This window comes from Nostoc sp. 'Peltigera membranacea cyanobiont' 232, from assembly GCF_002245985.1.
Classification (GTDB): domain Bacteria; phylum Cyanobacteriota; class Cyanobacteriia; order Cyanobacteriales; family Nostocaceae; genus Nostoc.
Window position 1 is genome coordinate 69,412 of the sequence record NZ_NOLK01000009.1, and the last position, 25,486, is coordinate 94,897.

General features: G+C 36.4%; 20 protein-coding genes. 4 read left to right on the forward strand and 16 right to left on the reverse strand.

Features of this window, described 5'->3' with window-relative positions; all coding sequences use genetic code 11:
* Window positions 1–22: 22 nt before the first annotated feature.
* The 14 genes from CDG79_RS05145 to CDG79_RS05210 form a co-directional block, all read right to left on the reverse strand.
* Window positions 23–1,099, reverse strand: coding sequence for a glucose-1-phosphate thymidylyltransferase (locus CDG79_RS05145; RefSeq protein ID WP_094341168.1), 1,077 nt, complete (start codon window positions 1,097–1,099; stop codon window positions 23–25).
* A gap of 97 nt (window positions 1,100–1,196) precedes the next feature.
* Window positions 1,197–2,267 (reverse strand): glycosyltransferase family 4 protein, encoded by a 1,071-nt coding sequence (locus CDG79_RS05150; RefSeq protein WP_094341169.1) that lies wholly within the window; start codon window positions 2,265–2,267, stop codon window positions 1,197–1,199.
* 48 nt (window positions 2,268–2,315) lie between these two features.
* Window positions 2,316–3,203 carry a glycosyltransferase family 2 protein gene (locus tag CDG79_RS05155; RefSeq protein ID WP_094341170.1) on the reverse strand — a complete coding sequence of 296 codons (888 nt, stop codon included), beginning with the start codon at window positions 3,201–3,203 and terminating at the stop codon, window positions 2,316–2,318.
* A 26-nt stretch (window positions 3,204–3,229) separates the two neighbouring features.
* A complete protein-coding gene (locus CDG79_RS05160) occupies window positions 3,230–4,225 on the reverse strand; it encodes a glycosyltransferase family 2 protein (protein ID WP_094341171.1) in 996 nt (331 codons plus the stop codon).
* Between the two features lie 128 nt (window positions 4,226–4,353).
* Window positions 4,354–5,439 carry an NAD-dependent epimerase/dehydratase family protein gene (locus CDG79_RS05165; protein WP_094341172.1) on the reverse strand — a complete coding sequence of 362 codons (1,086 nt, stop codon included), beginning with the start codon at window positions 5,437–5,439 and terminating at the stop codon, window positions 4,354–4,356.
* A 67-nt stretch (window positions 5,440–5,506) separates the two neighbouring features.
* The gene (locus CDG79_RS05170; protein WP_094341173.1) at window positions 5,507–6,178 is read right to left on the reverse strand and encodes a class I SAM-dependent methyltransferase; all 672 of its coding nucleotides are present in this window, start codon (window positions 6,176–6,178) and stop codon (window positions 5,507–5,509) included.
* Between the two features lie 39 nt (window positions 6,179–6,217).
* Window positions 6,218–7,285 (reverse strand): NAD-dependent epimerase/dehydratase family protein, encoded by a 1,068-nt coding sequence (locus CDG79_RS05175; protein ID WP_094341174.1) that lies wholly within the window; start codon window positions 7,283–7,285, stop codon window positions 6,218–6,220.
* A complete protein-coding gene (locus tag CDG79_RS05180) occupies window positions 7,278–8,606 on the reverse strand; it encodes a glycosyltransferase (protein WP_094341175.1) in 1,329 nt (442 codons plus the stop codon). The genes CDG79_RS05175 and CDG79_RS05180 overlap by 8 nt, the downstream gene beginning before the upstream one ends.
* 67 nt (window positions 8,607–8,673) lie before the next feature.
* Window positions 8,674–10,290 carry a hypothetical protein gene (locus tag CDG79_RS05185; RefSeq protein WP_143855422.1) on the reverse strand — a complete coding sequence of 539 codons (1,617 nt, stop codon included), beginning with the start codon at window positions 10,288–10,290 and terminating at the stop codon, window positions 8,674–8,676.
* Between the two features lie 216 nt (window positions 10,291–10,506).
* Window positions 10,507–12,549, reverse strand: a complete 2,043-nt coding sequence (locus tag CDG79_RS05190; RefSeq protein WP_223278016.1) for a hypothetical protein — start codon at window positions 12,547–12,549, stop codon at window positions 10,507–10,509.
* A gap of 172 nt (window positions 12,550–12,721) precedes the next feature.
* Complete coding sequence (locus CDG79_RS05195) at window positions 12,722–17,956, reverse strand: glycosyltransferase (protein WP_094341178.1); 5,235 nt, start codon at window positions 17,954–17,956, stop codon at window positions 12,722–12,724.
* Between the two features lie 250 nt (window positions 17,957–18,206).
* Complete coding sequence (locus tag CDG79_RS05200) at window positions 18,207–18,944, reverse strand: ABC transporter ATP-binding protein (RefSeq protein ID WP_094341179.1); 738 nt, start codon at window positions 18,942–18,944, stop codon at window positions 18,207–18,209.
* Window positions 18,945–19,751 (reverse strand): ABC transporter permease, encoded by an 807-nt coding sequence (locus CDG79_RS05205; protein ID WP_094341180.1) that lies wholly within the window; start codon window positions 19,749–19,751, stop codon window positions 18,945–18,947.
* Between the two features lie 311 nt (window positions 19,752–20,062).
* Entirely contained in the window at window positions 20,063–20,464 is a 402-nt protein-coding gene (locus CDG79_RS05210) for a hypothetical protein (protein WP_442937532.1), read from the reverse strand.
* A 161-nt stretch (window positions 20,465–20,625) separates the two neighbouring features.
* Between CDG79_RS05210 and petP the strand changes: the two genes are divergently transcribed.
* The 4 genes from petP (at window position 20,626) to CDG79_RS05230 (ending at window position 23,677) form a co-directional block, all read left to right on the forward strand.
* Window positions 20,626–20,814, forward strand: a complete 189-nt coding sequence (gene petP / locus CDG79_RS05215; RefSeq protein WP_094341181.1) for a cytochrome b6f subunit PetP — start codon at window positions 20,626–20,628, stop codon at window positions 20,812–20,814.
* A gap of 120 nt (window positions 20,815–20,934) precedes the next feature.
* Window positions 20,935–22,035 carry a Get3/ArsA fold putative tail anchor-mediating ATPase NosAFP gene (locus CDG79_RS05220; protein ID WP_094341182.1) on the forward strand — a complete coding sequence of 367 codons (1,101 nt, stop codon included), beginning with the start codon at window positions 20,935–20,937 and terminating at the stop codon, window positions 22,033–22,035.
* Between the two features lie 93 nt (window positions 22,036–22,128).
* The gene (gene chlG / locus CDG79_RS05225; protein ID WP_094341183.1) at window positions 22,129–23,175 is read left to right on the forward strand and encodes a chlorophyll synthase ChlG; all 1,047 of its coding nucleotides are present in this window, start codon (window positions 22,129–22,131) and stop codon (window positions 23,173–23,175) included.
* A 214-nt stretch (window positions 23,176–23,389) separates the two neighbouring features.
* The gene (locus tag CDG79_RS05230; protein ID WP_094341184.1) at window positions 23,390–23,677 is read left to right on the forward strand and encodes a hypothetical protein; all 288 of its coding nucleotides are present in this window, start codon (window positions 23,390–23,392) and stop codon (window positions 23,675–23,677) included.
* Between the two features lie 47 nt (window positions 23,678–23,724).
* Here the strand turns inward: CDG79_RS05230 and CDG79_RS05235 are convergent, their stop codons facing one another.
* A complete protein-coding gene (locus CDG79_RS05235; protein WP_094341185.1) occupies window positions 23,725–24,681 on the reverse strand; it encodes an MDR/zinc-dependent alcohol dehydrogenase-like family protein in 957 nt (318 codons plus the stop codon).
* A 138-nt stretch (window positions 24,682–24,819) separates the two neighbouring features.
* A complete protein-coding gene (locus CDG79_RS05240; RefSeq protein ID WP_094341186.1) occupies window positions 24,820–25,392 on the reverse strand; it encodes a hypothetical protein in 573 nt (190 codons plus the stop codon).
* Between the last annotated feature and the right edge of the window lie 94 nt (window positions 25,393–25,486).

Below are 25,486 nucleotides of genomic sequence, written 5' to 3' on the forward strand. Positions count from 1 at the left end.
TTTCCTGTTTTTAATAAGTAAATCACGTTAGTTCAATTTGACAGTCATCGCCAATTAGAAATCGCAAGGCTTTGGGGCGACGGGGTGCAAGAGTCAATTGGGCCCGTTGTCCAATCACACTATCAATAATGCGCTGATGAATTCCGGCAATTTTAGCGCCTTCTAAAATCACACTGTGTTCTAAATCAGTATCAATGAGTGTCACATTGTTAGCAATACTACTATAAGGGCCAATAAAGCAGTTTTCTAAATGACAATTGCTACCAATGACTACTGGCCCCCGAATTGTGCAGTTAATTACTTGAGATTTTGCACCGATTTGGACTCGTCCTATAATTTGACTTTGGGCATCGACTTCGCCAAGAACTGATGCTTTCAGATAGGTGTCGAGAATCAATCGGTTAGCTTCTAATAAGTCATCTTTTTTACCAGTATCTAACCACCAACCCTGGAGTTTGTAGGCTAAAACTTGTTTTTCCTGATTAATTAGATATTGAATAGCATCAGTGATTTCTAGTTCGCCTCTGGTAGAAGGTTGGATATTTGCGATCGCATCAAAGATGACGTGAGAAAAGAAATAAACCCCTACCAATGCCAAATTTGAAGGCGGAACTTTCGGTTTTTCAATTAACTGTAATACCCGTCCTGTATCATCTACTTCAGCCACACCAAAGGCGCTTGGATTGGCAACCGAACGCAAGAGAATCAAAGCATCTGGCTGTTGTTGACTAAATTGTTGCAGAAAGTAACGTAGCTCACCTAGTTGAATTAGGTTATCGCCCAAGTACATGACAAAGGGGGAATCTCCTAAAAAGGGACGGGCGATTTGGACGGCGTGAGCAAGTCCCAGTGGCTGGTCTTGTTCTATATAGGTGATGTTTGCTCCAAAGCATTCTCCATTTCCGGTTTTTCCTTGAACTTCTGTTCCAGTTTCCGGGCTGATGATGATGCCAATATCAGTAATCCCAGTAGCGACCATTTCTTCAATGCCATACCACAAAACGGGTTTATTCGCAACTGGTACGAGTTGTTTAGCTCCGCTATAGGTGAGGGGACGTAGGCGTGTACCTTTCCCGCCAGAGAGAATTAGTGCTTTCATAGGGATTGAGGATTATTTATAAGTCATTAGTCAAGATAATCTGAAATCTGGACAAAATCCTAAATCCTGACATCTAATTATGGTGTTAGTTTATCTTTTATATGTAGCGGGATAAAACTTCGACGGTTGCTTTTCCTGTTTTTTCCCAACTGAATTGTTGACAGTGAGTAATACCTTGGCTAGAAAGGCGCGATCGCAACCCCGAATTAGTTGCGATCGCCTGCATCGCTTCTGTAATTTCTCCGATTTTGTAGGGATCGATCAGAATCGCCGCATCTCCAGCCACTTCTGGTAAGGAGGAGAGATTGGAGGTAATGACGGGAGTACCACAAGCCATTGCTTCCAAGACAGGTAAACCAAAACCTTCCCAGAGACTGGGGAAAACCAGAGCGATCGCTTCATTGATAATTTTTGGCAATTCGCTGTCAGGAATATAGTCAAGGAACTTCACCTGATTAGTTATGCCTAGTTTCTCAACTTGCGCTTTTAAAACTGGGGTATAACGGCGATCGCTTGGCCCTGCTAACCAAAGTTCGTAATCTTGGCGGTTAGGTAGTGCGGCGAAGGCAGTAATTAAGCGTTCAGAATTTTTGTGAGGATTATGTCGTCCTAAATAAAGGAAATAATTTTGCGTTGGTAAATCCAAAAAACGAAACTTTTCGCTGTCATACGCTAGTGGAATCACAGTTATTTTGTCTTCGGTAACTCCCAAAAATTTGCTTAAATCTTCAGCCGTTGCCATTGAATCACAAATAACGTGCTTTGATTGTCTTATTACAGCACGAATATAATAGCTGCAATAAAGCCGCTGCGTTCTAGAAAACCATTGGGGAAATCTTAAAGGAATTAAATCATGAACAGTAACTACATAAGAACAGGAAGAAAATAGAGGAGCCTCTGGGATAGGAGAAAATAGTAATGTAGACTTCATCTTTCGATATAAATTTGGCAGTTTAAATTGCGTCCATAACAGACGCTTTAAATGCCCTTTCATACCAAAATCCGTCGTCATCTCTGGTGGTGACTGATGACATCTTATACCCGAAATTTCAATTGGACTTAATACATCAATATCTAAATTTTTTAGCTCTTTTAATAAATTCAGACTATAACTTAACCAACCTGTTGGCTGTGCCGGAGCAAAAGATAAATTTACTAATATAGGCATAATATAATTACTACATTATTAATTAGACATAGGTGTTTGAATAGGATATTATTTTACTGTAAATAACAAAATAATAATCTTTAAACTATTCGGATTAGTTGTGGTTATAAACTCTCCAAAGAATTTATAAAAAAGATATATACGTAATAGTATATTTTCCCAGAAAGGACGATGCTTTTGATAGTAATAAATCTGGCTACGTCTATATTCAATAGCCATTATATTCGCAGCCTTTTGAATCGAATATCCTTTCAAATGGATTAAAGATACATGAGGCGTGTAGATAATTTTATATCCTTGATACTGCGCTCTTTGGCATAAATCGGATTCTTCAAAATACATGAAAAAGTTTTCATCAAATCCACCTAATTTATGAAATAAACTTGAACGCATAAAACAAGCCGCCCCTACAACAATATCGACTTCTTGAATTTCTTGGAATTTCTGCTCAATCAAATTTTGCTGAGAGATATTTTGATAATCTCGATGCAGCCGACGAGCTTGATATTCCCCTTTAATTCCTAATGCTGGCGAAACAGAAATTTGTAAAGTACCATCAGGATTCAGCAATTTTGGCCCAATAATTCCTACTTGTGCATCTGCTTGCATCAACTCAATTAAATGCGGTATAATATTACTAATAACTATAGTATCAGTATTTAATAATAATAAAAATTCTCCATTAGCAACTTTTGCTCCTACATTATTTCCTGCTCCAAAACCGCGATTTGTAGCTTGTCTAATTAGACTAACTTCAGGAAATTTTTCTACAATTAATTCAAAACTACCATCGCTAGAGGCATTATCTACAACAATAATTTCATAAGCAGGTATATCAATAAATTTTTTTATAGAGTTTAAACAGTCTAGTAAAACTTCTGATCCATTATAGTTAACTAAAATAATCGATACTGCAATGGGTTGTTTCCGTGTCATTTTCTTTGGGTACTATTCTTGGTTCTTTAACGTATTGTAAATATTTTAAGTAGCAGTTTTTGAACTTGTTTAAGATCGAATAATACTTTGAGAATCCAAATTCGTAGTGCTATGCCTTCAGAACCATATCCCATGCACCAACTTTGGTAGCAAAGCTTGAGAATAGGTAAACCGAAATCTAATCGTAGAGTATCAAAAGGATTAGCTCGGCTTGAATTAGTTTCATGCTGAAAACGATCATAAAGTGCTTTACTCAAGTTATAATGAAATAAATAGCTCTTACCCGTAATTTTATATTTCTTACTAGCCCATACTATGAATTCAGTGTATATCTTCCCAGCATCTTGCACTACCCCAACTGTATTAGAACTGTGAATTCTATAACGGATTAATGGTTGCCGAATATGGCCAATTTTACCTTTTTGAATTGCAACCAAAGCTACCCACCAGTCGTGATGCCAAGCAATTTGATGTTGGGGAAAGGGAAGAATATAGGGTATCAAAGAAGTACAAAATAATAAAGAGCATCCTGTTACCACATTGCGAAGTAATAACAATTCTACAGTAGCGTTTTCAGGATTACGTTCTTCAAAATTCCACGTAGAAGGATTGATAGTTTCGTCGTAACTATTGATAAGTTCCAGATCAGAATGGACTAAAAGTAATTGTTCTGAGCGCAGTTTTGCTATCAATATTTCTAGCTTTTCTGCTTGCCAAATATCATCTTGATCTGAAAAGGCGATCGCTGTAATTGTAAAGTCATTAACACAGTATTGCAAACCACGCTCAAAATTGTAATAATGCTTAAGATTATCACTATGAAAATGGCAGATAAATCGTGAATCATTACCAACAATCTTTTTAATTTCAGCTTGATATTTAGGTTGGGAGCAGTCATCAACTATATAACAAACCCAGTTTTGCCAAGTCTGGTTTTGAATAGACTGGATCTGTTTCTTAAAATATTCAATTTGAGGATTATAAGTTGCTAAAACAATGCCAATTTTTTCTTTATCCTGCATTGGAGTTGAATTTATAAATTTGACATAACGAGATGTGCAACTTTTCCAACAGTATTGTTCTGAGCCGAACAGACTATAACGTGGGCAGGGCTTTCACAGATTTTAGTTAAACTAGTATTTGGGAATAATTATTTAGTTAGTTTTAGATGAGTTGGTTTTCTAGATGCTTGAGTATAATAAATATCCTCTAGTATCTGTTGAAGATTATATTTATATTCCCAAGTTGGATAGTGAGAACGAAACTTTCTTACATCTGAAATATACCAGATATGATCTCCACAGCGATTCTGTTCTGTATAAGTGGATTGCAGCTTTTTACCTACGAGATTTTCGCAAATTGATATTGCTTCTAACATAGAACAATTGCTATAGCGAGAACCCCCAATATTATAAACCTCTCCACATCTCGGATTTTGATAAAAATGGTAAAAAGCATTGACAAGATCATAAGAGTGTATATTATCTCTAACCTGTTTGCCTTGATAGCCAAATATAGTGTAAGTTTTGCCAGTCATAGTAGATTTCATTAAGTACGCAAGAAAGCCGTGCAACTGAGCACCAGAATGGTTCGGCCCAGTCAGACAACCTCCTCTAAAGCTAGCAGTTCTCATACCGAAGTATTTACCATATTCTTGAACTAGTATATCTGCGGCAACTTTAGAAGCACCAAATAGAGAATGTTTGGAGTTGTCAATTGTCATTGACTCATCAATGCCATCTGTATATTGATGATTTTGTTCAATTTCCCAGCGAGTTTCTAACTCCTGCAAGGGTAGATAATTAGGAGTATCACCATAGACTTTGTTGGTTGAGGTGAATATAAAAATTGCATCAGGGCAGTATTGTCGAGTTGCTTCTAGTAATACTAAAGTACCGTTGGCATTAATTGTAAAATCTGTATGAGGGTCTTTTGCTGCCCAGTCATGGGATGGTTGTGCTGCTGTATGAATAATCAGACAAATATCGGAGGAATATTCTTGAAATAGGTTTTCTATTGCGAAGCGATCGCGGATATCAATATCATAGTGACGATAGCTCTCACCATATTTATCTTCTAGGATACGACGATTCCAGTCTGTGGAAGCAGATTCACCGAAAAATACCGCCCGCATATTATTATCGATACCCACAACATGAAAACCGTGTTGGGCAAAAAAATGAACTGATTCTGAACCAATTAGACCAGAGGAACCAGTAATTAAAACGGTAGGCATAATATTTTGACTCACACACAATACAATCAACAGTTTAGGATAAAATGGGCTTATACTGGGAGTTAAACTAGAAGGATTTAGATGCTTTGATAAACATCTGCCCTCCCAAAAAATTCCAAAGGAATGGTAACTTGAGATAAAGCTTCAAAAGATTAGGCGACCCTGGTCTACCTTTAGTTGAATATGGCAAAAATCTGGGAATTAAAACATCAATTTTGAAACCAATAGTATGTAATAATTCTTGAAGAGAAAGATGGGTGATTGGTAATTGATGATCGATAAAATCATAATATTCTTTAATAGAATATTTGAAGTTTGGCTGTATTATTAATATTGATCCTCCAGGTTTGAGGTAGTTAAAGCAAAATAACAAAACTTCAACTAGCTCCTCCTTATTGTTTAAATGTTCAAAAAAGTTTGAAACAAATATTTTGTCAAAGCGCTCCGTTATTTTCTCCTGTTCTGCTCTGTTCAAAATATCCAGATTGAGAACATTGACATCAGGATTAGCAAATGCCTGAGAATCAGGATTGAGATCGATTAAGTATTTTTTTCTTGCTTGAATATTATTGATAAACTCACAATAGCCTCCCCCAATATCTAAAGTAATTGAGTCTTTCCCCACATGCTTTTGTAAAAACTCCTCAATTAAAGTTTTCCACAATGCTATTTTAGCTCTTCTTTGTTGATGGTCAAAACGATTAGAGTAAAGGTTTTTAAGGTATTCTTCTTGTTTCATAGGTCTTTGATCGCAAAAAGTTGGTTTTTACTAAACAGCTTAAGATAATATAGGCTCAAGCATTTTTTCATACTCAATAATCCAGTTATAAATATCTCGGAGAGTTCGTTCTGGATTCATGATTGGTTTCCATCCAGTCTTAGATATGATCGTGGAGGAATCCGTAATATAAATAGGGATATCACCTTGTCTAGCTATTTCTTCTGATTTGATAGGAATAGATTTACCAGTTATTGTCTCGCATAGTTTAGTAGTCTCTAATAGAGATAGACTATTATCAACACCACCACCAACATTTAAAACATCCCCATCAAGTTTTGAAAAATGTTCTAACTGATAATTAATCAAATTCAACAAATCTTCAATATGCAATAAATCTCTAACTTGTTTACCTGTACCGCCATAGCCTATGTAGCTTAGAGATTTTTCAAAATAGTGTGCGGCTAACCACAAAACAAAAACACCTTGGTCAACTTTACCCATCTGCCAAGGCCCTGTAATCACGCCACAACGGTTGACTATTGCCTGAATACCATAAGCTTGGCGATACTCTTCGATTAGCATTTCCGAGGCAAGTTTGGTAGTACCATAAAGAGAACGGTAGCTTTGAAGTGGAAATTCCTCTGCTATACCAAGATGAGATACTCCCGATATTATCTGTTCAGGAGCAATGCTAAAGCGGGTTGGTAGTTCTACTAAGTTAACTGACTTAAGTGTTTCAATCGGATAAACACGACTAGTGGAGAGAAAGAGTAAACGAGCATCGATTTGTCTAGCTAGTTCAAGGACATTGATAGTTCCTAATAAATTCGTTTGCAGCACATATTGTGGAGAGGTAAATCCTGCAAGGACAGAAGGTTCAGCAGAACAATCAATGATGGTATCGACGTTAAAAATTCTGGGATCTAAATCGCTAGGGGAGCGAATATCGCCGTGAATAAAGTCAATTTCTAAATTTTTAAATCTAGGAAGGTTTAATTCTGAACCACGCCTTCGGAGATTATCAAAACATATAATTTTCCAAAACGGGTGATGCTTTTTTAAATTAATTGCTAAGGAACTGCCAATAAAACCAGCTCCTCCTAAAATCAGAATATTCTCAGCCATTTGATTTAAACCTTTGATTGATTAGCAGTCTTTTTTTGCTTAAATGATAATCTCCACGCGATAAATGTTTTTCTAGCCAGATATAGAGAACTATAAACAAATATCGACTGCCCATTTCTTTGAGCTTTAGCTTAGAAACCCCTGTAGTTCTATTTCTCCAAGTTATAGGAATAGTTGTATAAGAGTATCCTCTAACTATGGCTTTGAGTGGGATTTCTACTGTTAAATTGAAATGGTGAGATACTAATGGAGAGATACCTTCAATAACGTCTTTACGATAAATCTTAAATGCATTAGTAGTGTCGTTAAATTTCAAGCCAAATAGTATCTGAATAAAAAGATTCGCTAAACGATTTACAATTAATTTGTGACTGGGATAGTCAATTACTTTACCTCCTTTAATGAAGCGGGAACCAAAAACACAATCGTAGCCTTCTTGCAGCTTATGGTAGTAAAATACGATGTCTTCTGGTGCATCTGAACTATCTGCCATAACAACCGCTACGGCATCTCCTGTAAAATTTTCTAACCCACAGCGAACTGCAAAGCCAAAGCCGTTAGGATAATAATTATTTACATAACGCAGCTTATTATTTTGAGAATTCATTTGTTGCAACAATTCTTCTGTTTTATCCTTGCTGTTGTCATTAACAACTAAAATTTCGTAATCTATTTTTTCCTGTTCCAAAATTTTGCTAATAGTCTGAACAGTTGGAACTATACAGTCTTCTTCGTTGTAGGCTGGAATTACTATTGATAAAGTATTGACATTTGAATTGGAAGTATCTGTATTATTTGATTCAGCTTTTCTGAATCTAGAATTTACTGATAGAGCTGGAGCCAATGCCTCTGGATAATATGTATCTGGCGAATTGTTTGTCTGTAACTTGTTATAAGTTTTTTTTAATGGTGTTTTAAAGACAAAGCGATCGCTAATCAGATAGTTAATCGATGCGCTCAAAAGTGCGCCTATAAAAGTATTGATGGCATAGTTAATTTTCAACCAATCTAGAATAGGAAATATAAATAAAATGCGAGTAATGACTGCAACTCCAGCAGAAACATGGTACAGAGGAAGTTGTCGTAAAAATACTTCTCTAATGTTCCAAACGCCTCCAGTCCAAACCCAAGTTCGGTATATAAAAAAACCAAATATTAGGGAAATTTCAATTGATATTATATTGGCTATATTACGCAAAAAAGGTGTATTGAATCCTAGCTTTTCAATTATTAAATAAATCAGTGCTAAATTTAGTGTCGCTGCTAAACCACCACCTAATAGAAACTTCAGTATTTTTGAGCGAAACATTGTTTTTAGCATTTTGGCTCTATTACTCCCTTTATGGTTCCAATAAGAAATGCAATGCTTTCTAGACTAGGTTTCTTTTTTACTCAACCACTTTTATCTTTGGTTCACCATTCAACTGTATGAACTGTTGACGTTTTCGGTCAAAAACCCAAGCCTTAATTACAGTTTCACCTGCTGGTATCGACCTTAGAGAAACATTTGCTTCCCAACCTGATGTCTTATAAAGACTTGAATTGAAAGCTGTAGCTATATCAGGTCTGTTTGAATTTATAAGCCCAATGGCAAAAAATGATTGATTATTGCCATAGGACAGTAAAACTATTGGTGGTTGTTCTTGGTCTTCAGGGAGAATACCCCAGCCATACAACCTTAAAGGATCACTCCTGCGTAGATTTAATGCTTGTTTTATTGTTGGGGGAAAGTCAATGTAACCGTGAAGTTTCTCAGCTTTAGTGATAAAAGTTATATTTCGAGGAAAATCCCTAAACTCTAATTTTTGAAGAGTTTTACTTAGTTCTCGTATCTTTAATTGGTCTGGAGCAAGAATATTTAAACAGTTGCTAGGTGAATTACTGATAGATTGATCTATAAAATTTATAAGTTCTAAGCAATTTTGACCAAACTTTCTTTGAACCAAAATATTTTGTCCTTCTACAATGCTATTATTAGAGCTAAAAACAAAAAGACATATTAAAAATCCTAGGCCAAATCCTGAAAATATATATGTGTTTTTGTCTGCATTTTGCCATTTATATATCCATAATCGACACAATTGTAGGCAAGAGATGACTAATAATATCGAAACAGTTACATACCTTGGTGCTACACTTTGCCCAACACCAAAACCAGCTCTACCAACAGTAGTAATTAATGCAAACAAAATGGCAAACCAACCCAATGATAGCCAGGGGGCTGCTTTCTTGGCAAACTCTGATTGATAATTTTTGAAACATAAAACATTAAAAAATGAAAAAATTAATAATATTATTAGTCCAGTAACTACAGGAGGCCAAATATTTTGGCCTAACGAATAACCTATGATAGAGAAGAAATATTCAGATGCAATTAATGGCTGCTGTAAAATAAAGAAGATACTAGGATGGTAAGAAGGCTTTTCATAACCAATAGAATAGATGGCAACACAAAAACAAAAAAGTAACATCCATACCAAAATCCTGATTTGTTTCTGTTTAGTTCTCCCTTCAAGTAAGTATATTGATGGGAGTAGTGACAGCCAAGACAGTAATCCATGAGCCAACGAAAAGCTAGCAATAAAACAGCAAAGAGATGCAAGTGATAGTCTGGAATTAGGATGCAAATTTTTAGGTACAGTAAGAATGAAAACTGCTAGGATTAGGCACGTATTTATTAATAACCAAGATATTTGAAATCCCCATAACCAATTTTCGCACTGAATTAAAGAAAAATTTACAATACAAGTTGTGAAATTAAATAAATGAAATAATAAGATATTATTTTTATTGTAAGTAGAAGCTGCAATTTTATATAAAAGAACGAAATTTACTAAAGCCAGTAAAAGGCTAAAATAATTTTCTAATTTAATGTTCCACTTCGAGGAAAATGCAAGGATAGCAAATATTATTTTTGGAAAAAAAATGCGATGCTCGTTGTGTTGAGCAAAAAAATCTCCGAAATTTGCATTACCACTATAAATTTTTTCAAAAAATTTTACCATTTGCCAATCGTCCCAAAAGGGTACGTTCACACTGAAGCTAGTAACAAACCACAAAAGTAGAATAAATGGTAGTGAATAGGCAACTAATAAGAGTAGCTTTGTTTTTGGGAGTGGAAGACTTTTATTGAACATAATCTCTCAATTGGCTCTTGCAAAAAGGTGATTTATTTTCATGCTGATATATATATCAATAAATTCGTCTTTAATACTAATAGATTAATCTAGAATATGATACGAATCAAGGATTAGCGGGATATTTGGTTTGTACAAAATAGGATTAGATGTAGAAAACTTAAACGATTGAACTCGCTGATTCAAGTGCCCTTGAAAGAATGAAAAAGCTTGATTTTCGTTTAAAGGTAAGTGGCTAATTATGATGCCATTCTCAGAATTCTCTGGAATTATCCTAAAAGAAGAGTAAGATGCATCTTTAAAATCAATATTAATGTTTACAAGTGGTGCTCTAAATATAGTTTTGTATATTTTTCCCAATAATGAATATTCAAACTTAATAGATGCACGGACTAAAGAAGAAGTATCAGTCAAGTTTGTAGACTGATTCCATTTTAGTAATAATTCTTTAGTCTTAATAGACGAAGAACATATATTTATATCGCGCTTTTGCAATACTATCAAATTAATAAGTGCAGGTGTATTTATGAATTCGTTTAATTCTGAAGACAATTTGTAATTACAAGCTATGTAAGAAAATGTAGATGGCTCATCAAAAAAAGGATGTCTATTATCAATAGCTGTAAAGTTATATATTATATAATCCGGTGATTTGCTTGAGATGCTACTCAAATTTGTGCTATCGAGAAACTTAGTATAGGCAGCATAAGACTGAAATATAGGTCTTGGCTGCCAGTTGAGTTTATTTGACTCCACCATTGAAATTTCCCAAGGAATAATATCTACTGCATGATTATTTAATACTTGTAATACTTTATCAGGTAGTCTGACTTTTGATAATTCTAAATTACTATTGTTATTTATATTCAAGCGCAGTTTTTCTGGGTTGAGTAAAGCTGATACTTTATTAATTACATTTATGGGACTAAAAATTTGACCTATGCTAAATGCCATATTCACACTAGGCTGACCAAAATATGTTGGTGCTAAACAATATATCGAAATAATGGAAAATAAGTAAATCAAAGTTATTTTTTTTAATAATTTAAATCTATTCCTTAATTTTATAATTGCTATAGAAGAAATTATAAGTAAAGATTGTATAAAAAAATGAACATGTCCATCTTGGCGAACATAACCATGCTTGAAACTCATCCATAGAGTAAAAGCTAAAGCTAACCCCAGTCCTAAAAATTCTTCACGCATGAGTTGGATCAAAATTAACAAGACCATGACAAGTCCTACAATTGCAAATCCTAACTCCCAATAAGAGCCAACTATGCTCATAGCGCTAGAATAGCCAGAAGAAATTTCTAGTGAACCCTTTAAATAATTTGTTAATAGAGGAGAAAAATAAAAATTTATCATCAATATAGCAAACGCATATGCTATGTAAAAACCATTTTTGAAAGAGATTATAGGATAAAATTTTCCATCGATTCTATTAGCATTATTTAATAGTTGTGTTTTTATTAACCAAAATAATATGCCGAAAACACTTGCCAAAAATATGCATAAACTTATCTGCTTAAAATTTTCAACTAAATGGGGATTTAATAATAAAAAAGATGAAGTCAATGCTGCTATCACAGCGTCTGATAAAGCAAATAAGCTTGTGGATAAATTAGATTTATATTTAAAATCTTGAAAGATTTTAGCTAAGATTACTATAATAATTATTCCTAACGTACAAACTCCAATATTAAACTTTGTAAGCAAACACAAGCCGGATATTGAACCAAGTCCTAAAGCCCACAATCTGATATTTTTTTTATTAATAATATTTTCCCAAGACAATATCATTATGAGTGCAAATATAATTTTATAATCGATAGATAAACCAAGCAAATAAGCAAAAAATATACTAGTAGATAGTAAAAATTTGTGAAATTTGGTTTTTTGAATTATAATTGTTGTAATAGTGATACAAAATGTTATTGATTCAGCAATTAAGCGAAATAATAATATTGGATAAAAGTTTTGGTCTAATACAGAACCACCAATCAGATAACCTAATGGCCCATAGGTGAAGATGATATCTTTACCAAAAACAAATTTCTCTAAGGCTGCACGACTAATTGCATATTGCCAAGATCGATCAAGCCCTATTCCTATTCCGATAGGCAAGGGCAAAAATGCTAAAAAAATATACAGGCATATAATTATACCCAATATATTAAAATGTTTCTTCATAATATTAAACATGGATTTTTAGGGGAAATTATAAAAATGATAAGAGATTAAGATGTGAAAACTTTATTGACGGGTTTTATACCCTAAATGCTGTTGAAACTTTTGTTTAAGACTGGCTCAAAATAACTTCTTTCGCCAGTAACCAATGCTGTTGAAGAAGATTATTGTTATCAAACATTCGGCAGACTTTTGCGTAACCATTTTTTGCCAAACGATCTGATATATCTGGCTCAATGATGCATTTATAAATTGCAGCAGCTAGGGCTTTGGCATCCCCTGGCTGTACTAAATGGCCTTCACCCCCATCATTGATTATTTCTGGAATGCCAAATACATCAGTGCTGATAATCTTTAATTCAAATGCCATTGCTTCTAGCAATACTCTGGGAAAAGACTCTTCAAAAGATGCACAGACAAAAATATCACTCAACGCATAAAAATCATAAACATCTATGGTTTCAAAATAAATGGAAACGTTCTTAAGCGATAAGTCTTGTATTTGACGCTTTAATAAGTCTAGATAGTTGCTATCTATGTATGTACTATTTCTTGCACCTACTATGAGACAAGATATATTAGCAAACTTGTCGGGACAAAGTTTCTCCAACTCTTTAATAGCTTCGATAAAGATGTGTTGACCTTTGCGCTCACAGGTAGTTCCAATTATAGAAATTACCAGATGTTCTTGATTAATTTTATACTTATCCCGCAGATGAGATTTATTATGCGTATTCCGAAAATATTTTATTTTTTCTAAGTCAATTCCCCCTGGTATAGTGCGGAAATTTCCTTTGATATCAAATTGATGAAAAATTCTGCGCGTAGCTTCAGCCTGATAAATTACTCTAGTAGCATTGACAAAACAATCTGGCAATATTTTCTGTGTAATTTCTTTAGATGCATGACTAAAGAAATTATTGATGCTCGTATCTAGATTTTGACTTTCATGAATATGCCAGATAGTTGGCAACTTAAAGAGTTTCGCTAACTCTATACCCCAAAAGCTGAGTAACGTATTACATACTACTAAGTCATAGGATTTTAAGTTCAGACTTTCGCCGATTTCTTGGAGACGGTGGTGATACTTTTGTAAATTTTCTTTTTGTAAAGATAATGTTTCTGGCAAAATTTTAACCGGAATATTTAAATCCTCATACTCTTGTCGCAAAATACCATCTTTAGAAGAAATTACACATATATCATAACCACCTTTGCTTGCAAAATAACGAGCATAATTATAAACAATTAGTGGTGCTCCTTCTAGATTTAGATTGTGAGTAATAAAGAGAATTTTTGCCTTTGATATTCTATTTACATGGCTATAATGGTAAGGATTAATAGCCATTAGCATAGAATTTATATTTAAATTTCTACTAAAGAATGGATCTGTAAAGTCCTTATATTTTTTAATAAAGTTAATATGTTCTCTGGGGTTATAACTTTTACCTCTAGATGCGCTAGTCTCGTGTATCAGGATGGTTTGAGGTGTATAAACAATACGTTTTCCAGATTGCAATACGCGTAAGCAATAATCAACATCGTTATACTCGACTGCAAAATTATCTTCATCAAAGCCACCAAGTTCGCGATACAAGTTGGTTGAAGTTAGCATACAAGCACCCGTCACTGCTGAAACGTTCCGTGCTGCATGGGGTAAACAAATATAGCCAATTTCCTCTTTATGCAAATGATTAAATAAGTGGTCGGCAAGTCCATTGTGCGGCCCAACGACAACTCCAGCGTGTTGAATAGTGTTATCGGGATATAAAAGTTTAGCGCCAACTACGCCCACACCATCTATAGACATCCAACCAACCATATTTTCTAACCAACCTAGCTCTAATGCTTGTACATCATTATTAAGATGAAGCATATACGGTGTATCGATGTGCTCGCAAGCTAAATTCATTAAATGGGCATAATTAAAAACATCTATTTTACGTTTGGAGTGAATAACGCGACATTGCAATACATAGTCTTCTTGTAATTTTTTAAAGTATTGGTGAGTTGATTGTTCTGTCGAGCAGTCATCAATTATTAATAGTTTTACAAAGCGCCGATCTACGGTTTTTTCTAGACTGGAAATGCATTTTTTTAATAGGTCTACTCTATCCTTTGTAGGAATAACAATTGTGACAGGATTTTCTGCTATTAGGGAATTATCCCATTTGATCTGGTGCAAGCATAAGCCATGTTGTTTAGCAATTGGGGGTAAAAACGTTTTAGCTCTTAAACCCCTACGTTGAATTGCATCTTCTATAGCATTGTAGGCGCTATCAAATACGTACTGCTTTTGAGTACCATGTGAAGCAGTGCTCTCAGGATGTGTTCGCCAGTGATAACATACATGAGGGATGTGCTGAATTTTATCTGGTGTTGTTTTTTCACTCACACGCAAAAATAAATCGAGATCCTGCGCGCCCTCAAACCCCTTTCGCATTCCATCAAGTCGATCAATCAGAGTTTTGCGGATAACTGTCAGGTGGTGAGTGAAGTTGTGAGTAATTGCCATCTCAGGATTCCACGAACTCTTCATTTGTGGATCGAAGTGGTATCCAGATTCGTTTATTTTGTCTTCATCAGTATAAATCCAGTCTACTTCAGGATGTTTGTCTATACATTCGGCAACATGCAATAGTGCATCACTAGATAAAATGTCATCATGATCCAGCAGCGCTACATAATCACCTGTGGTAATTTTCAATGCAGAATTAGTAGCCTCTACAATATGGCCATTTTCTTGGCGAAAAATGACTTTGATTCGTGAATCTTCTGCCATTACTTGTTGCAACAATTCTTTAAGATGAGGCTTGGTAGAGGCATCATCAGCAATGCATAATTCCCAATTTGTATATATTTGACTTCTTACTGAGTCAATCATTTCTTTGAGAAAATTCTTAGGAGTGTTGTAAACAGGTACGACAATACTAATCTTTACTCCCTTTGGGGCCAGTTTTTCAGCATCTCTTTTCATCCTGCTTAAAAGACTTGATGACAATACATTAGTCTGAAGCCATCTTTGATATAAATCTTGCGTTTGCCAGGGATGAATTATGCCTGAGTATTTTATCTCTGTATTTTGAAAATCCTGAATTTGCCTATAATAACGTCGTAGATGATAAATCCATAAAGCTGGAGAAAGTGGTAATCTTCCCTGTTTATAGGCAGTTATGGCCTTGATTACCACACTACGCACAAATAAAAGAAGATTCCTTAGACTCCCTTTATTTTTTACATAGTTATTTCGACTGAGAGGTTGAAAATTAACACGTCTGGCAAAACAACAAATTGGTTGTCCAGTTTCAAAGATTGCCCAAATTTGAATATCTATGTAGCCGGAGTGTTGATTGTTTAAACTCAAACTATGGATAAATCCTGATGAACCTGCATGTTCCACATCTGGATATGCTTGATATACATCAGGTCGGGAAAATCCGTACTCAATTTTATTTTCTAGCAAATTGTCTCTCACTAAGATAAGAGATTTAATTTTGGCTTCTCTACTGAAAAGCCAGCCTGAAACTAGCAAGTTATCATTAATATTATTTTCTTTAAGTCTTGGTGTTTCTAAATTACCTTGCAGGTATCCAGTAGGAAATATTTCATTTAGTCCATAAAATTTTGTAATAATTTTTATTAGTGGATTATTCAAAAATCTGAGACGAGTGGTGATTCTCTGAAAATTCAGTTTTATTTGAGTCTGTTGTACTTGGAATTCCGATCGCTCTAATTCCGCCTGAGTCTGTTGTAAATTAGACTGCGATCGCTCCAATTCCGCCTGAGTCTGTTGTAAATTAGACTGCGATCGCTCCAATTCCGCCTGAGTCTGTTGTAAATTAGACTGCGATCGCTCCAATTCTGTCTGAGTTTGTTGTAGATGAGACTGCGATCGCTCCAATTCTGTCTGAGTTTGTTGTAGATGAGACTGCGATCGCTCTAATTCTGTCTGAGTGTGTTGTAAATTAGACTGCCATCGCTCTAATTGATCCTGAGTCTGTTGTAAATTAGACTGCCCTCGCTCTAATTGATATTTTATTTCTTGTGCTTGGTAATTTAATTCTTCTCTTTGTTTTTCGTATGGTTTTATTTTTTTATCTGTAATATAAACCCGCAATACTGTACTAATATCATCGACATACTTAATTACTTCATTAATAGGTAAGACAACATTTGGAGATTTTTGTAAAATATCTGCAATCTTGTCAAAGTGGGTATCAATTTTTTTAATAAGTTGTGATAAAGGTCTATCCCAATTTTTTTGTTGTTTAATTAATTTAAGCAAAGAAGTTTCAAGCATACTAACTTGAGTAATAACACTCTGCTCACTTTCCATAATTATTGCATTACCTTTGATTTTTTCTAAATTAGAAAAATTCATAAACAGATGAGGAATGCCATAGGCATAGGCTGTAATATTGCCATGTAAGCTTGTACCAGCAAAATAATCTGAGTAAGCAATAATAGTAGCAATTTTACGAGTATCTATATTGCCATGTACTAAAAATGTTTTCTTGCTTATCTCTTTTTGTAATGTTTGTAAAGTTAGTTGATCGTTATGGCACAAACCAATCGGTAAAAATACAATCTCTAGTTCAGGTTCTAATTCAATTAGCTTCTCAATTGCTATTACTAATTCTTTGAGATACTTGATAGCATCAAAATTAACCTGAAAACACAAAACCTTGCCATATTCTGGAAATTCATTAGTTTGAATAATATCTTGATGTATATCTGCAAGGTTTCCTTTAGGATAGTAACGAGCAACTAAAAAAGCAGTATCTGGAACAATATAAATTTCTTTCTCAATGCCAGCATTGATTAATTTTTCCTTTGACAAAGCATCTCTTACACTTATATAAGGAATTTTATCAAGATTTTTTCTTAAAAAGAATGCTTGATTATTATCAAAATCAAAAGGTATTCCTACTGAATTCCAAATTACAGGAATCAAAGAAGAAAGCTTTCCTAAATCTTCTATAAAAACACGATATGATCTTTTTTGTTCTGTTTCTTCTTGAGAAATCCCATAAACAGATACCATAGCGGCATCATCAAATCGGATAATATCACCTCCCCCTAAAACAATGCCTTTATAGTTTAATATTTCATTCAAGAATCCTTCTTCTTCTAATCTAATAATTCTTTTTACATATCTATTCGGATCTGGCTCAAATTGGCCTCCTTGTGGGGAATAAAGCGTGATATCTATTTCAGAAATTCGTTTTTTTATTTCAAAATCCAGTATTAGTGGAAAGATTAAATCTCCATAGTTGGAAACGTCAAAAGTACCCCAGTTTTGGATTTTAAAATTATTTGATGAATGTATGTTTTGATCTACCACTATTCTTTACCTCAAAGCTCTACTGACTTCTCAACTTGACCAAACTAAACGATTGAATACGTAATGCTAATGCCAGAAAGTTTAGTCTTAATTATTGCAAATACTGAAGTTAAGATATGTTTAACTGTTATTAAAAACGCTCCCAATAATAAACTTTTGGCGTGACTTTCCGGGATTCATTGTTTGCAAAGGATAAAGTGAAGCCGAGATTATTTTTATGATTTTTCCTATCCATTAATTACTGGCCTTTTTACTTATCTACAGAGTTTAAGTATTTATTTACAACATCGCCAGCTCTACCAGTTAATTGGATTTTACCTTTATCTAACCATATAGATTTTTGACAAGAATCTTTGATAAATTTTAAATCATGAGATACTACTAAAATAGTTACCTTGTCATCCCAGTATTTTTCAATCCGTTGCTTACACTTGTTTTTAAAACTTTCATCCCCTACAGATAACACCTCATCTAGAATTAGAATGTCAGGCTGCACATCTGTTGCAATAGAAAAACCCAGCCTTGCCACCATGCCTGAAGATAATCCCTTGACTGGAACAAAAGCATAATCTTGCAATTCTGCAAACTCCAAAATTGAATGCGCTCTATTCCGCATTTCTGATCTAGAATATCCCAGCAGTACACCATACAGCACAATATTATCCATTACGGAAATTTCCGGATCAAAACCTGCTCCTAATTCAATCAAAGGCGCAATTTTGCCTCGCACCCGTACTGTTCCACTCGTAGGTTGCAAGATTCCAGAAATTACCTTTAGAAGAGTGGATTTACCGGAGCCATTCGCACCAATAATACCAATTTTATCGCCTTTTTGAACTACGAAATCAATTTTATCCAGTACTAACTTTTTCACTGGCTGACGATATTTCCCTTCTAAAACAGATAGCATTGTTTTCTTAAGGTCATAAGAAAACTCTTCTTGCGTCCGTCGCAACAGCGAAACATTATCTAGGCGAATTACTTCCATTCACAGCAAATCCATAAATTGATGTCTCCACAAGTGAAAACAAGTCCATCCTAAAGCTAAAATAATTATTCCACTAAGTAAAGCACCCCAAATTAACTCTAAATCCGGTAGAGAACCTGATAAAGTAATCTGGCGCAGACTTTCAATAATTGGTGATAATGGATTTAAACCTAAAAACTGCCTTACCTGCGGTGGAACAATAGCTGCTGGATAAAAGATAGGACTACTCAGCCAAAGTACAAATACAACTAACTCATAAAAGTAAGGCAAGTCTCTAAAAAAGACGTACATAGCACTTGTGAAAAAACCAACTCCTGTAGAAACTAAAACTAGGGCTATAAATGGAAACACTAGCGCCAACACATTGACTAAACTCTTAGAATTAATCAAAGTCATCAATGCTAGTAACGGAAATGTCCCCACTGAAAACTGAAATACATTTGCTGTAATCATCGATAGAGGAAAAACGCTCACTGGCAGACTAATTTTATTTAATAGTGAGCCATTACCCACTACACTACTTAATGCCTGAGAGGTAGAAGCTGAGAAAAAATTGATCACTACCAGCCCGGTAAAGGCTGCTAACACATAATTCATTATTGAGTTGTTATAATATGAGGCAAAAGTTGTCCCAAAAATTGCACTGTATAGCCCTGTCATGAACAACGGGTTAAACAGTGACCAATAAATCCCTAGCAAAGAACCTCGATAACGCACTTTGAGATTCCGCGCTACCAAAACGTGCAGCAATTCCCAGTAGCGCTGCACTTGCAACCAAGTTGAATTATCTTTAAGCGAAATTCTCATCTTTAAAAACTACCACACACCACACGCAAGTTATTCGCGAATTTTATATTACTTAGAGAGTAGTTTGCCGCACTAGCCTACCATTAAAAACTTTATTTGAAAAAGTATTGTTAAATACACAACTTACTAATTACCATTTTTCTGCTCTTAAGCACATCCTACCCCGGCAAGACCAGTTAATTTATCAATTGGTTCCTAGAACTCACTGGCACAAACTAGCCAGTTTTACATATCACAAAAATCTTAAAAAGTCAAACATAATTTTTTTCAGAATGTCTACTCATCGGATGATTTAAGCGTTATTCCATTAGCTAACTTAGGCTATCTGGATAAATTCCTTGCGATCGCAAATATTCTGCCAATCGCTCTGCTCGTTGATGTTCTAGTTCAGCCCATTGGCGCTCTTGCTCTGCTTGTTCTCTTCGCGTTGGCACCCAACCTGCTGTATTATACCAACGTAACCACAAACCTGTTGTCTGCTGATAAGAACCTTGCCAAAGACCCAATCCTAGTTCTAACTCCTCCAACCAGAAGCGGTTCTCTGGTAAAGATATTGCCTCGTAGCTAGTGCCCATGAGTTTAAAGACACGCACATGATTTTTATAGCGATCGTAGACATAGTGCAATGAAGTTTCCATCTCCGGCTCATCACTTAACAACCGAGTAGCATCGGGCATTTGCTGTTCTAGCTGCTGCGCTGTGACAAACATCATGGTTGTACCTGTTTGAGTGTTGATTTAATTTTAAGCTTTTTGTTATTTGTCATTGGGTAACGGTGTTTTGCCAGTCCCCAGTCCCCACTCCCTGAATTTGTGAAAGCTGAGTCACGGATTCCGGTACACTGAGACGAAGGTTTGTTGGATTGTAATTAGGCATGGAAATCGGACAAAAGGTTAAAGTCTTTCGCTTGCGCGATCGCGTTTCTCCCCCAATTGTAAAAAAACTAGGACAAGTGGGTATCATCCAAGGCTACAAAGTCCTTGATGGTGGGATCGGTGTAGTAGTGCTGTTTGACGACAATTTTTCCACTTGGTTTTTTGAAGATGAAATTAAACCTGTGTAATTGTAAAGAACTCAGATCCGGATTTTTCTTGGCATCTGAAATTTCCAGCCCAGGTTGAGAATCTTTATTGAGTGCTAAGTTGGAATTGAAAAGATCGGCGGTGAAAATAGGAATCAAGTAATGGCTCTAATATTGACATTTTTGGGCAAAGGCGGCACCGCTCGTACCAAAATTGCGATCGCCGCCGCCAAATTATTGGCAAGTCAAGGCAAGCGCGTACTTCTGGTAGGACAAGCAGAACCAACATTATCAATCCTGTTGGATACTCCCATTGCTGCCGATCCCCAAGAAATCGCTCCCAAATTACAGGTAGTACAGTTAAAATCATCTTTACTGCTTGAGCGCAACTGGGACGAAGTAAAGAAACTTGAGGCGCAATATCTCCGCACGCCCATATTTAAAGACGTTTTTGGTCAAGAACTTGTAGTCTTACCAGGTATGGACACTGCCCTAGCCCTAAATGCTATCCGCGAATATGATGCCAGTGGCAAATATGATGCGATCGTCTACGATGGCACGGGTGACTCTTTAACGTTGCGAATGTTGGGTTTACCAGAATCTCTCAGTTGGTATGTCCGGCGATTTCGGCAATTGTTTGTCAACTCCGATTTGGGGAAGACGATTACTGAATCGCCCTTAATTCAACCGCTAATTAGCAGCTTTTTCAATATCAACTGGACAGCAGATAACTTTGCAGCGCCCACTAACCAAGTCAATAATCTCTTGGAAAAAGGGAGAGCCGCGCTTGCCGATCCCAAGCGTCTTGCTGCTTTCTTAGTGACCACAGGAGATCCCATTGAGGTAGCAAATGCTCGTTATTTGTGGGGTAGCGCTCAACAAATTGGTTTAACTGTTGGTGGTGTTCTGCTTGTGTCTCCTGAGACAAACGTCAATCTGTCAGAGGAATTTATCCCCCTACCTGTGAGTGTCATTCCCGACTCGCCCGTAGATGACTGGAAACCATTGATAGACGCACTACCCAACTTTGAAGCACAAGCTCTACAGGCTCCCAAACCAATTGAAATAGACATCCCCAATCGTCAGGTACGCTTATTCTTGCCAGGTTTTGACAAAAAGCAAGTCAAGCTGACCCAATATGGGCCAGAAGTCACGATAGATGCAGGAGATCAGCGACGGAATATTCCCCTACCCTCGGCTTTAAGTGGTAGATCCGTTGCTGGAGCAAAGTTTCAGAATAATTATTTGATAATTTCGTTTTAAGTTAGTTAGGAACAAAGTTAGGAGTTAAGAGTGAGGAGTTAGGAGCGTCTCCGGCTCTGCTCCTAACTCCTCACTCTAAAAAAAATACGCCTTATGTCAGAATCAACTCCCATTACCCCAGACCCCAATCCAACTGAGGCTATAGACTCAGTAGCAATTAATCCCAGCGAACAAGCAATAGCAACTGCCGATCGCAATGCGAAAACTAGGCAGTTGCTGGGGATGAAAGGTGCAGCTGCTGGAGAAACTTCAATTTGGAAAATTCGTTTGCAGTTAATGAAGCCCATTACCTGGATTCCCCTAATTTGGGGTGTAGTCTGTGGTGCGGCATCTTCGGGTAACTATACTTGGACACTGGAAAATGTGTTGAAAGTATTAACCTGTATGCTACTGGCTGGGCCATTGATGACAGGTTACACTCAAATCCTCAATGATTACTACGATCGCGAAATCGATGCCATCAATGAACCCTATCGCCCGATTCCCTCTGGGGCAATTCCCCTACCCCAGGTAATTATTCAGATTTGGGTATTACTGATTGCTGGCAATGGTTTGGCATTTGTGTTAGATGTGTGGTCTGGTCATGAATTCCCGACAATTACAGCGATCGCAATCATCGGTTCTTTCATTGCCTACATTTATTCTGCACCTCCCCTGAAACTCAAGCAAAACGGCTGGCTAGGTAGCTACGCCTTGGGTGCAAGCTATATCACCCTACCTTGGTCTACAGGACACGCTTTGTTTGGCGAACTCAATTCCACAATTGTGATTTTGACAATGTTCTACAGCTTGGCTGGATTGGGCATTGCCATTGTTAATGATTTTAAGAGTGTAGAAGGCGATCGCCAGCTAGGATTAAATTCACTACCCGTAATGTTTGGCATCACCACTGCGGCATGGATTTGTGTAGTGACAATTGATGTATTTCAAGGATTTATCGCAGCTTATCTCGTCAGCATCCATGAGAATTTGTATGCAGCAATCCTAGTACTGTTAATCATTCCGCAGATTACTTTACAGGATATGTATTTTCTGCGAGACCCCGTGAAGAATGACGTTAAGTACCAAGCCAGCGCCCAACCGTTCCTTGTTCTAGGAATGCTGGTAACAGGTTTAGCGCTGGGTCATGCTGGCATTTAATATACTTCTATAGGACTAGTATTTGATTTCTGAAAAAATCTAAGTATGTGTAGGGTGTGTTACGGCTTCCGTAACGCACCAAAACATAAAGGGTGGTGCGTTAAGCCTACGTGTATTTAAAAAATCAAATATGAGTCCTATATAGTTGAGAAGTTAGGAATTAGGAATTAGGAGTTAATATACTTCTAATTCCTAATTTGTATCAGGACATACTGTGTTAGAACTGATATCTTTCCTTCTTCATGGGATTCAACCTTTTTTAGTCCCAATTTGCTTTGTTGTTGCTTGGACTGTAACTATTCTCGTTGTTTTGAGTCTCTGGATGGCGGCGCGAGATAGTGTGACTACAGCCAAGCTTATGCATCAAATTCCCTGTACAGGTTGCCAATTTTTTACCGACAATTACCGTCTTAAATGCACTGTACGCCCATCTATTGCTAATACAGAAGAAGCGATCGATTGTTCTGACTATCAACCGAAGACGAATCCTTATTTGTATTAGGGATTAGGGATTGGGGATTGGGAAAGAGTTTGCCCAATATTCAATAACTATTGACCAATTTCCAGCAATATTTTTAAAACACCGCGACTCTGGGCGTGTTCAAAAGCTGCAAGCCCTTCAATTAAGGGATAGGTCGCATGAATTAGGGGCTTCACATCAACTTGTTCTGTGGCTAATAGTTGGAGGGCTGGGGCAAAGGGGCCGCAACGGGAGCCGATAAGGGTGATTTCATCCACTACTAAAGAAGAAACATCTAGGCTGAGGTTGCCAGCATAAGTACTTTTAAGTACGAGCGTACCACGGGGACGGAGGGCGCGACGGGCGATCGCAAATCCTTCTGGGTTGCCAGTACATTCTAATGAAATATCGAAATATCCATCTTTGACAGCATTCGCTAAACCAGTTTTAATCCCCCGTGCCTCTAAGTTGGCAAGTTTTTCTTGATGCCGCCCTACAGCTAAGAGTTCACAGCCAGTTAGGGCTAGTGTCTGGGCTACCAACTGCCCTAATTTGCCATCTCCAACCACTAACACGCGATCGTTTGGATGCAATGCCACTTGCTGCTGAATTTCTAAAGCTGCTGCTATAGGTTCGGTAAATGTTGCTACTTCTGTTGGCACATTATCAGGTACCAAATGTAAGTTATCTATGGGCAAACAGAGATATTCACCAAAGGCTCCATTCCGGTTGACAATACCTAGAACTGTACGATTTTCGCAGTGAGTTGGTTGTCCACTGCGACAAAAGCGACAATGCCCACACACAGCGTTGATTTCTCCAACTACGCGGTGGTTAACTAAGTGTTCTGGCCCTTTTTCAACCACGCCGACAAATTCATGTCCCAAAATACCAGTGTAGGGATAGTAGCCTCTGAGTAGTTCTAAGTCAGTGTTACAGATACCCGCACGCAAGACACGCACTAAGGCTTCTCCTGCTGGTGGTTCTGGAATGGGAATATCGGTGCGTAATTGCAACTGATTGTTTTCGAGCCAAATTCCTTTCATTTTTCTTCACACTATTTTCAAAAATCTTTGCAAAATAATGAATCGACTGTAGTTAATTTAACGTTAAAAGGGCGATTAGAAACCGCGTCTACAAAGTAATTACGAATTATGATGATAAGTGTATGCCCCTTCGCACATCTATGTCTCTGTAGTAGGTATTTCTTTAATTTTGGTTACATCAACTTTGCTTAACCAAGTAACCAAGTCGCCTGAGTCAAGTGCTATCTCACTTCCTAATGTTTTGATATAAAGAAGTCCGTCACTAATAACTAAATCTCTAATTGGATACCATGAATCTCGTTTTCTAATCAGAAGTTCCAACGGAATTCCTAATCTTGAAGTATACTTGCGATATTTCCACCAAGCTCGCCATAGAAGTACACATTTAGTACAGTGCATCTCATAGCCTTTGGGAACTTCGCAGAATTGATAATGATAGAAACCCCGACTATCTACTTCTCCTTTGAGGAGATAACTATATTCTGCTAATGTCTGATTTATCAATTCCCACTGGGATGATTTTGGAGAAATCGAGAATTCAGATAGTGTGTTAGATAGTTGGACGGTGGCAATCACACCTTCGCCTTTTGCTGTCAGTTGGTTAGTCTTATATACTGTTTGCGCTGTCAAAGCAGGATTTGACAACAAAACTTCTTTTTTATCGATAGAGTTTTGCACAAACTCTCGAATTAAATCTAGATTAGATAACATAAAATTTTTTATACTAAAATAACCAGTGTGATAAAAGCCACTACACTACTTAAATTAGTAACTACACTGGTTTTGCTCTTAAATCAGGATTATT

What these genes read in the sequence shown, in the direction of transcription:
- CDG79_RS05145 (WP_094341168.1), bottom strand. Translation starts at nt 1,099, where the DNA reads ATGAAAGCACTAATTCTCTCTGGCGGGAAAGGTACACGCCTACGTCCC.
- CDG79_RS05150 (WP_094341169.1), bottom strand. Translation starts at nt 2,267, where the DNA reads ATGCCTATATTAGTAAATTTATCTTTTGCTCCGGCACAGCCAACAGGT.
- CDG79_RS05155 (WP_094341170.1), bottom strand. Translation starts at nt 3,203, where the DNA reads ATGACACGGAAACAACCCATTGCAGTATCGATTATTTTAGTTAACTAT.
- CDG79_RS05160 (WP_094341171.1), bottom strand. Translation starts at nt 4,225, where the DNA reads ATGCAGGATAAAGAAAAAATTGGCATTGTTTTAGCAACTTATAATCCT.
- CDG79_RS05165 (WP_094341172.1), bottom strand. Translation starts at nt 5,439, where the DNA reads ATGCCTACCGTTTTAATTACTGGTTCCTCTGGTCTAATTGGTTCAGAA.
- CDG79_RS05170 (WP_094341173.1), bottom strand. Translation starts at nt 6,178, where the DNA reads ATGAAACAAGAAGAATACCTTAAAAACCTTTACTCTAATCGTTTTGAC.
- CDG79_RS05175 (WP_094341174.1), bottom strand. Translation starts at nt 7,285, where the DNA reads ATGGCTGAGAATATTCTGATTTTAGGAGGAGCTGGTTTTATTGGCAGT.
- CDG79_RS05180 (WP_094341175.1), bottom strand. Translation starts at nt 8,606, where the DNA reads ATGCTAAAAACAATGTTTCGCTCAAAAATACTGAAGTTTCTATTAGGT.
- CDG79_RS05185 (WP_143855422.1), bottom strand. Translation starts at nt 10,290, where the DNA reads ATGGTAAAATTTTTTGAAAAAATTTATAGTGGTAATGCAAATTTCGGA.
- CDG79_RS05200 (WP_094341179.1), bottom strand. Translation starts at nt 18,944, where the DNA reads ATGGAAGTAATTCGCCTAGATAATGTTTCGCTGTTGCGACGGACGCAA.
- CDG79_RS05205 (WP_094341180.1), bottom strand. Translation starts at nt 19,751, where the DNA reads ATGAGAATTTCGCTTAAAGATAATTCAACTTGGTTGCAAGTGCAGCGC.
- CDG79_RS05210 (WP_442937532.1), bottom strand. Translation starts at nt 20,464, where the DNA reads ATGATGTTTGTCACAGCGCAGCAGCTAGAACAGCAAATGCCCGATGCT.
- petP (WP_094341181.1), top strand. Translation starts at nt 20,626, where the DNA reads ATGGAAATCGGACAAAAGGTTAAAGTCTTTCGCTTGCGCGATCGCGTT.
- CDG79_RS05220 (WP_094341182.1), top strand. Translation starts at nt 20,935, where the DNA reads ATGGCTCTAATATTGACATTTTTGGGCAAAGGCGGCACCGCTCGTACC.
- chlG (WP_094341183.1), top strand. Translation starts at nt 22,129, where the DNA reads ATGTCAGAATCAACTCCCATTACCCCAGACCCCAATCCAACTGAGGCT.
- CDG79_RS05235 (WP_094341185.1), bottom strand. Translation starts at nt 24,681, where the DNA reads ATGAAAGGAATTTGGCTCGAAAACAATCAGTTGCAATTACGCACCGAT.
- CDG79_RS05240 (WP_094341186.1), bottom strand. Translation starts at nt 25,392, where the DNA reads ATGTTATCTAATCTAGATTTAATTCGAGAGTTTGTGCAAAACTCTATC.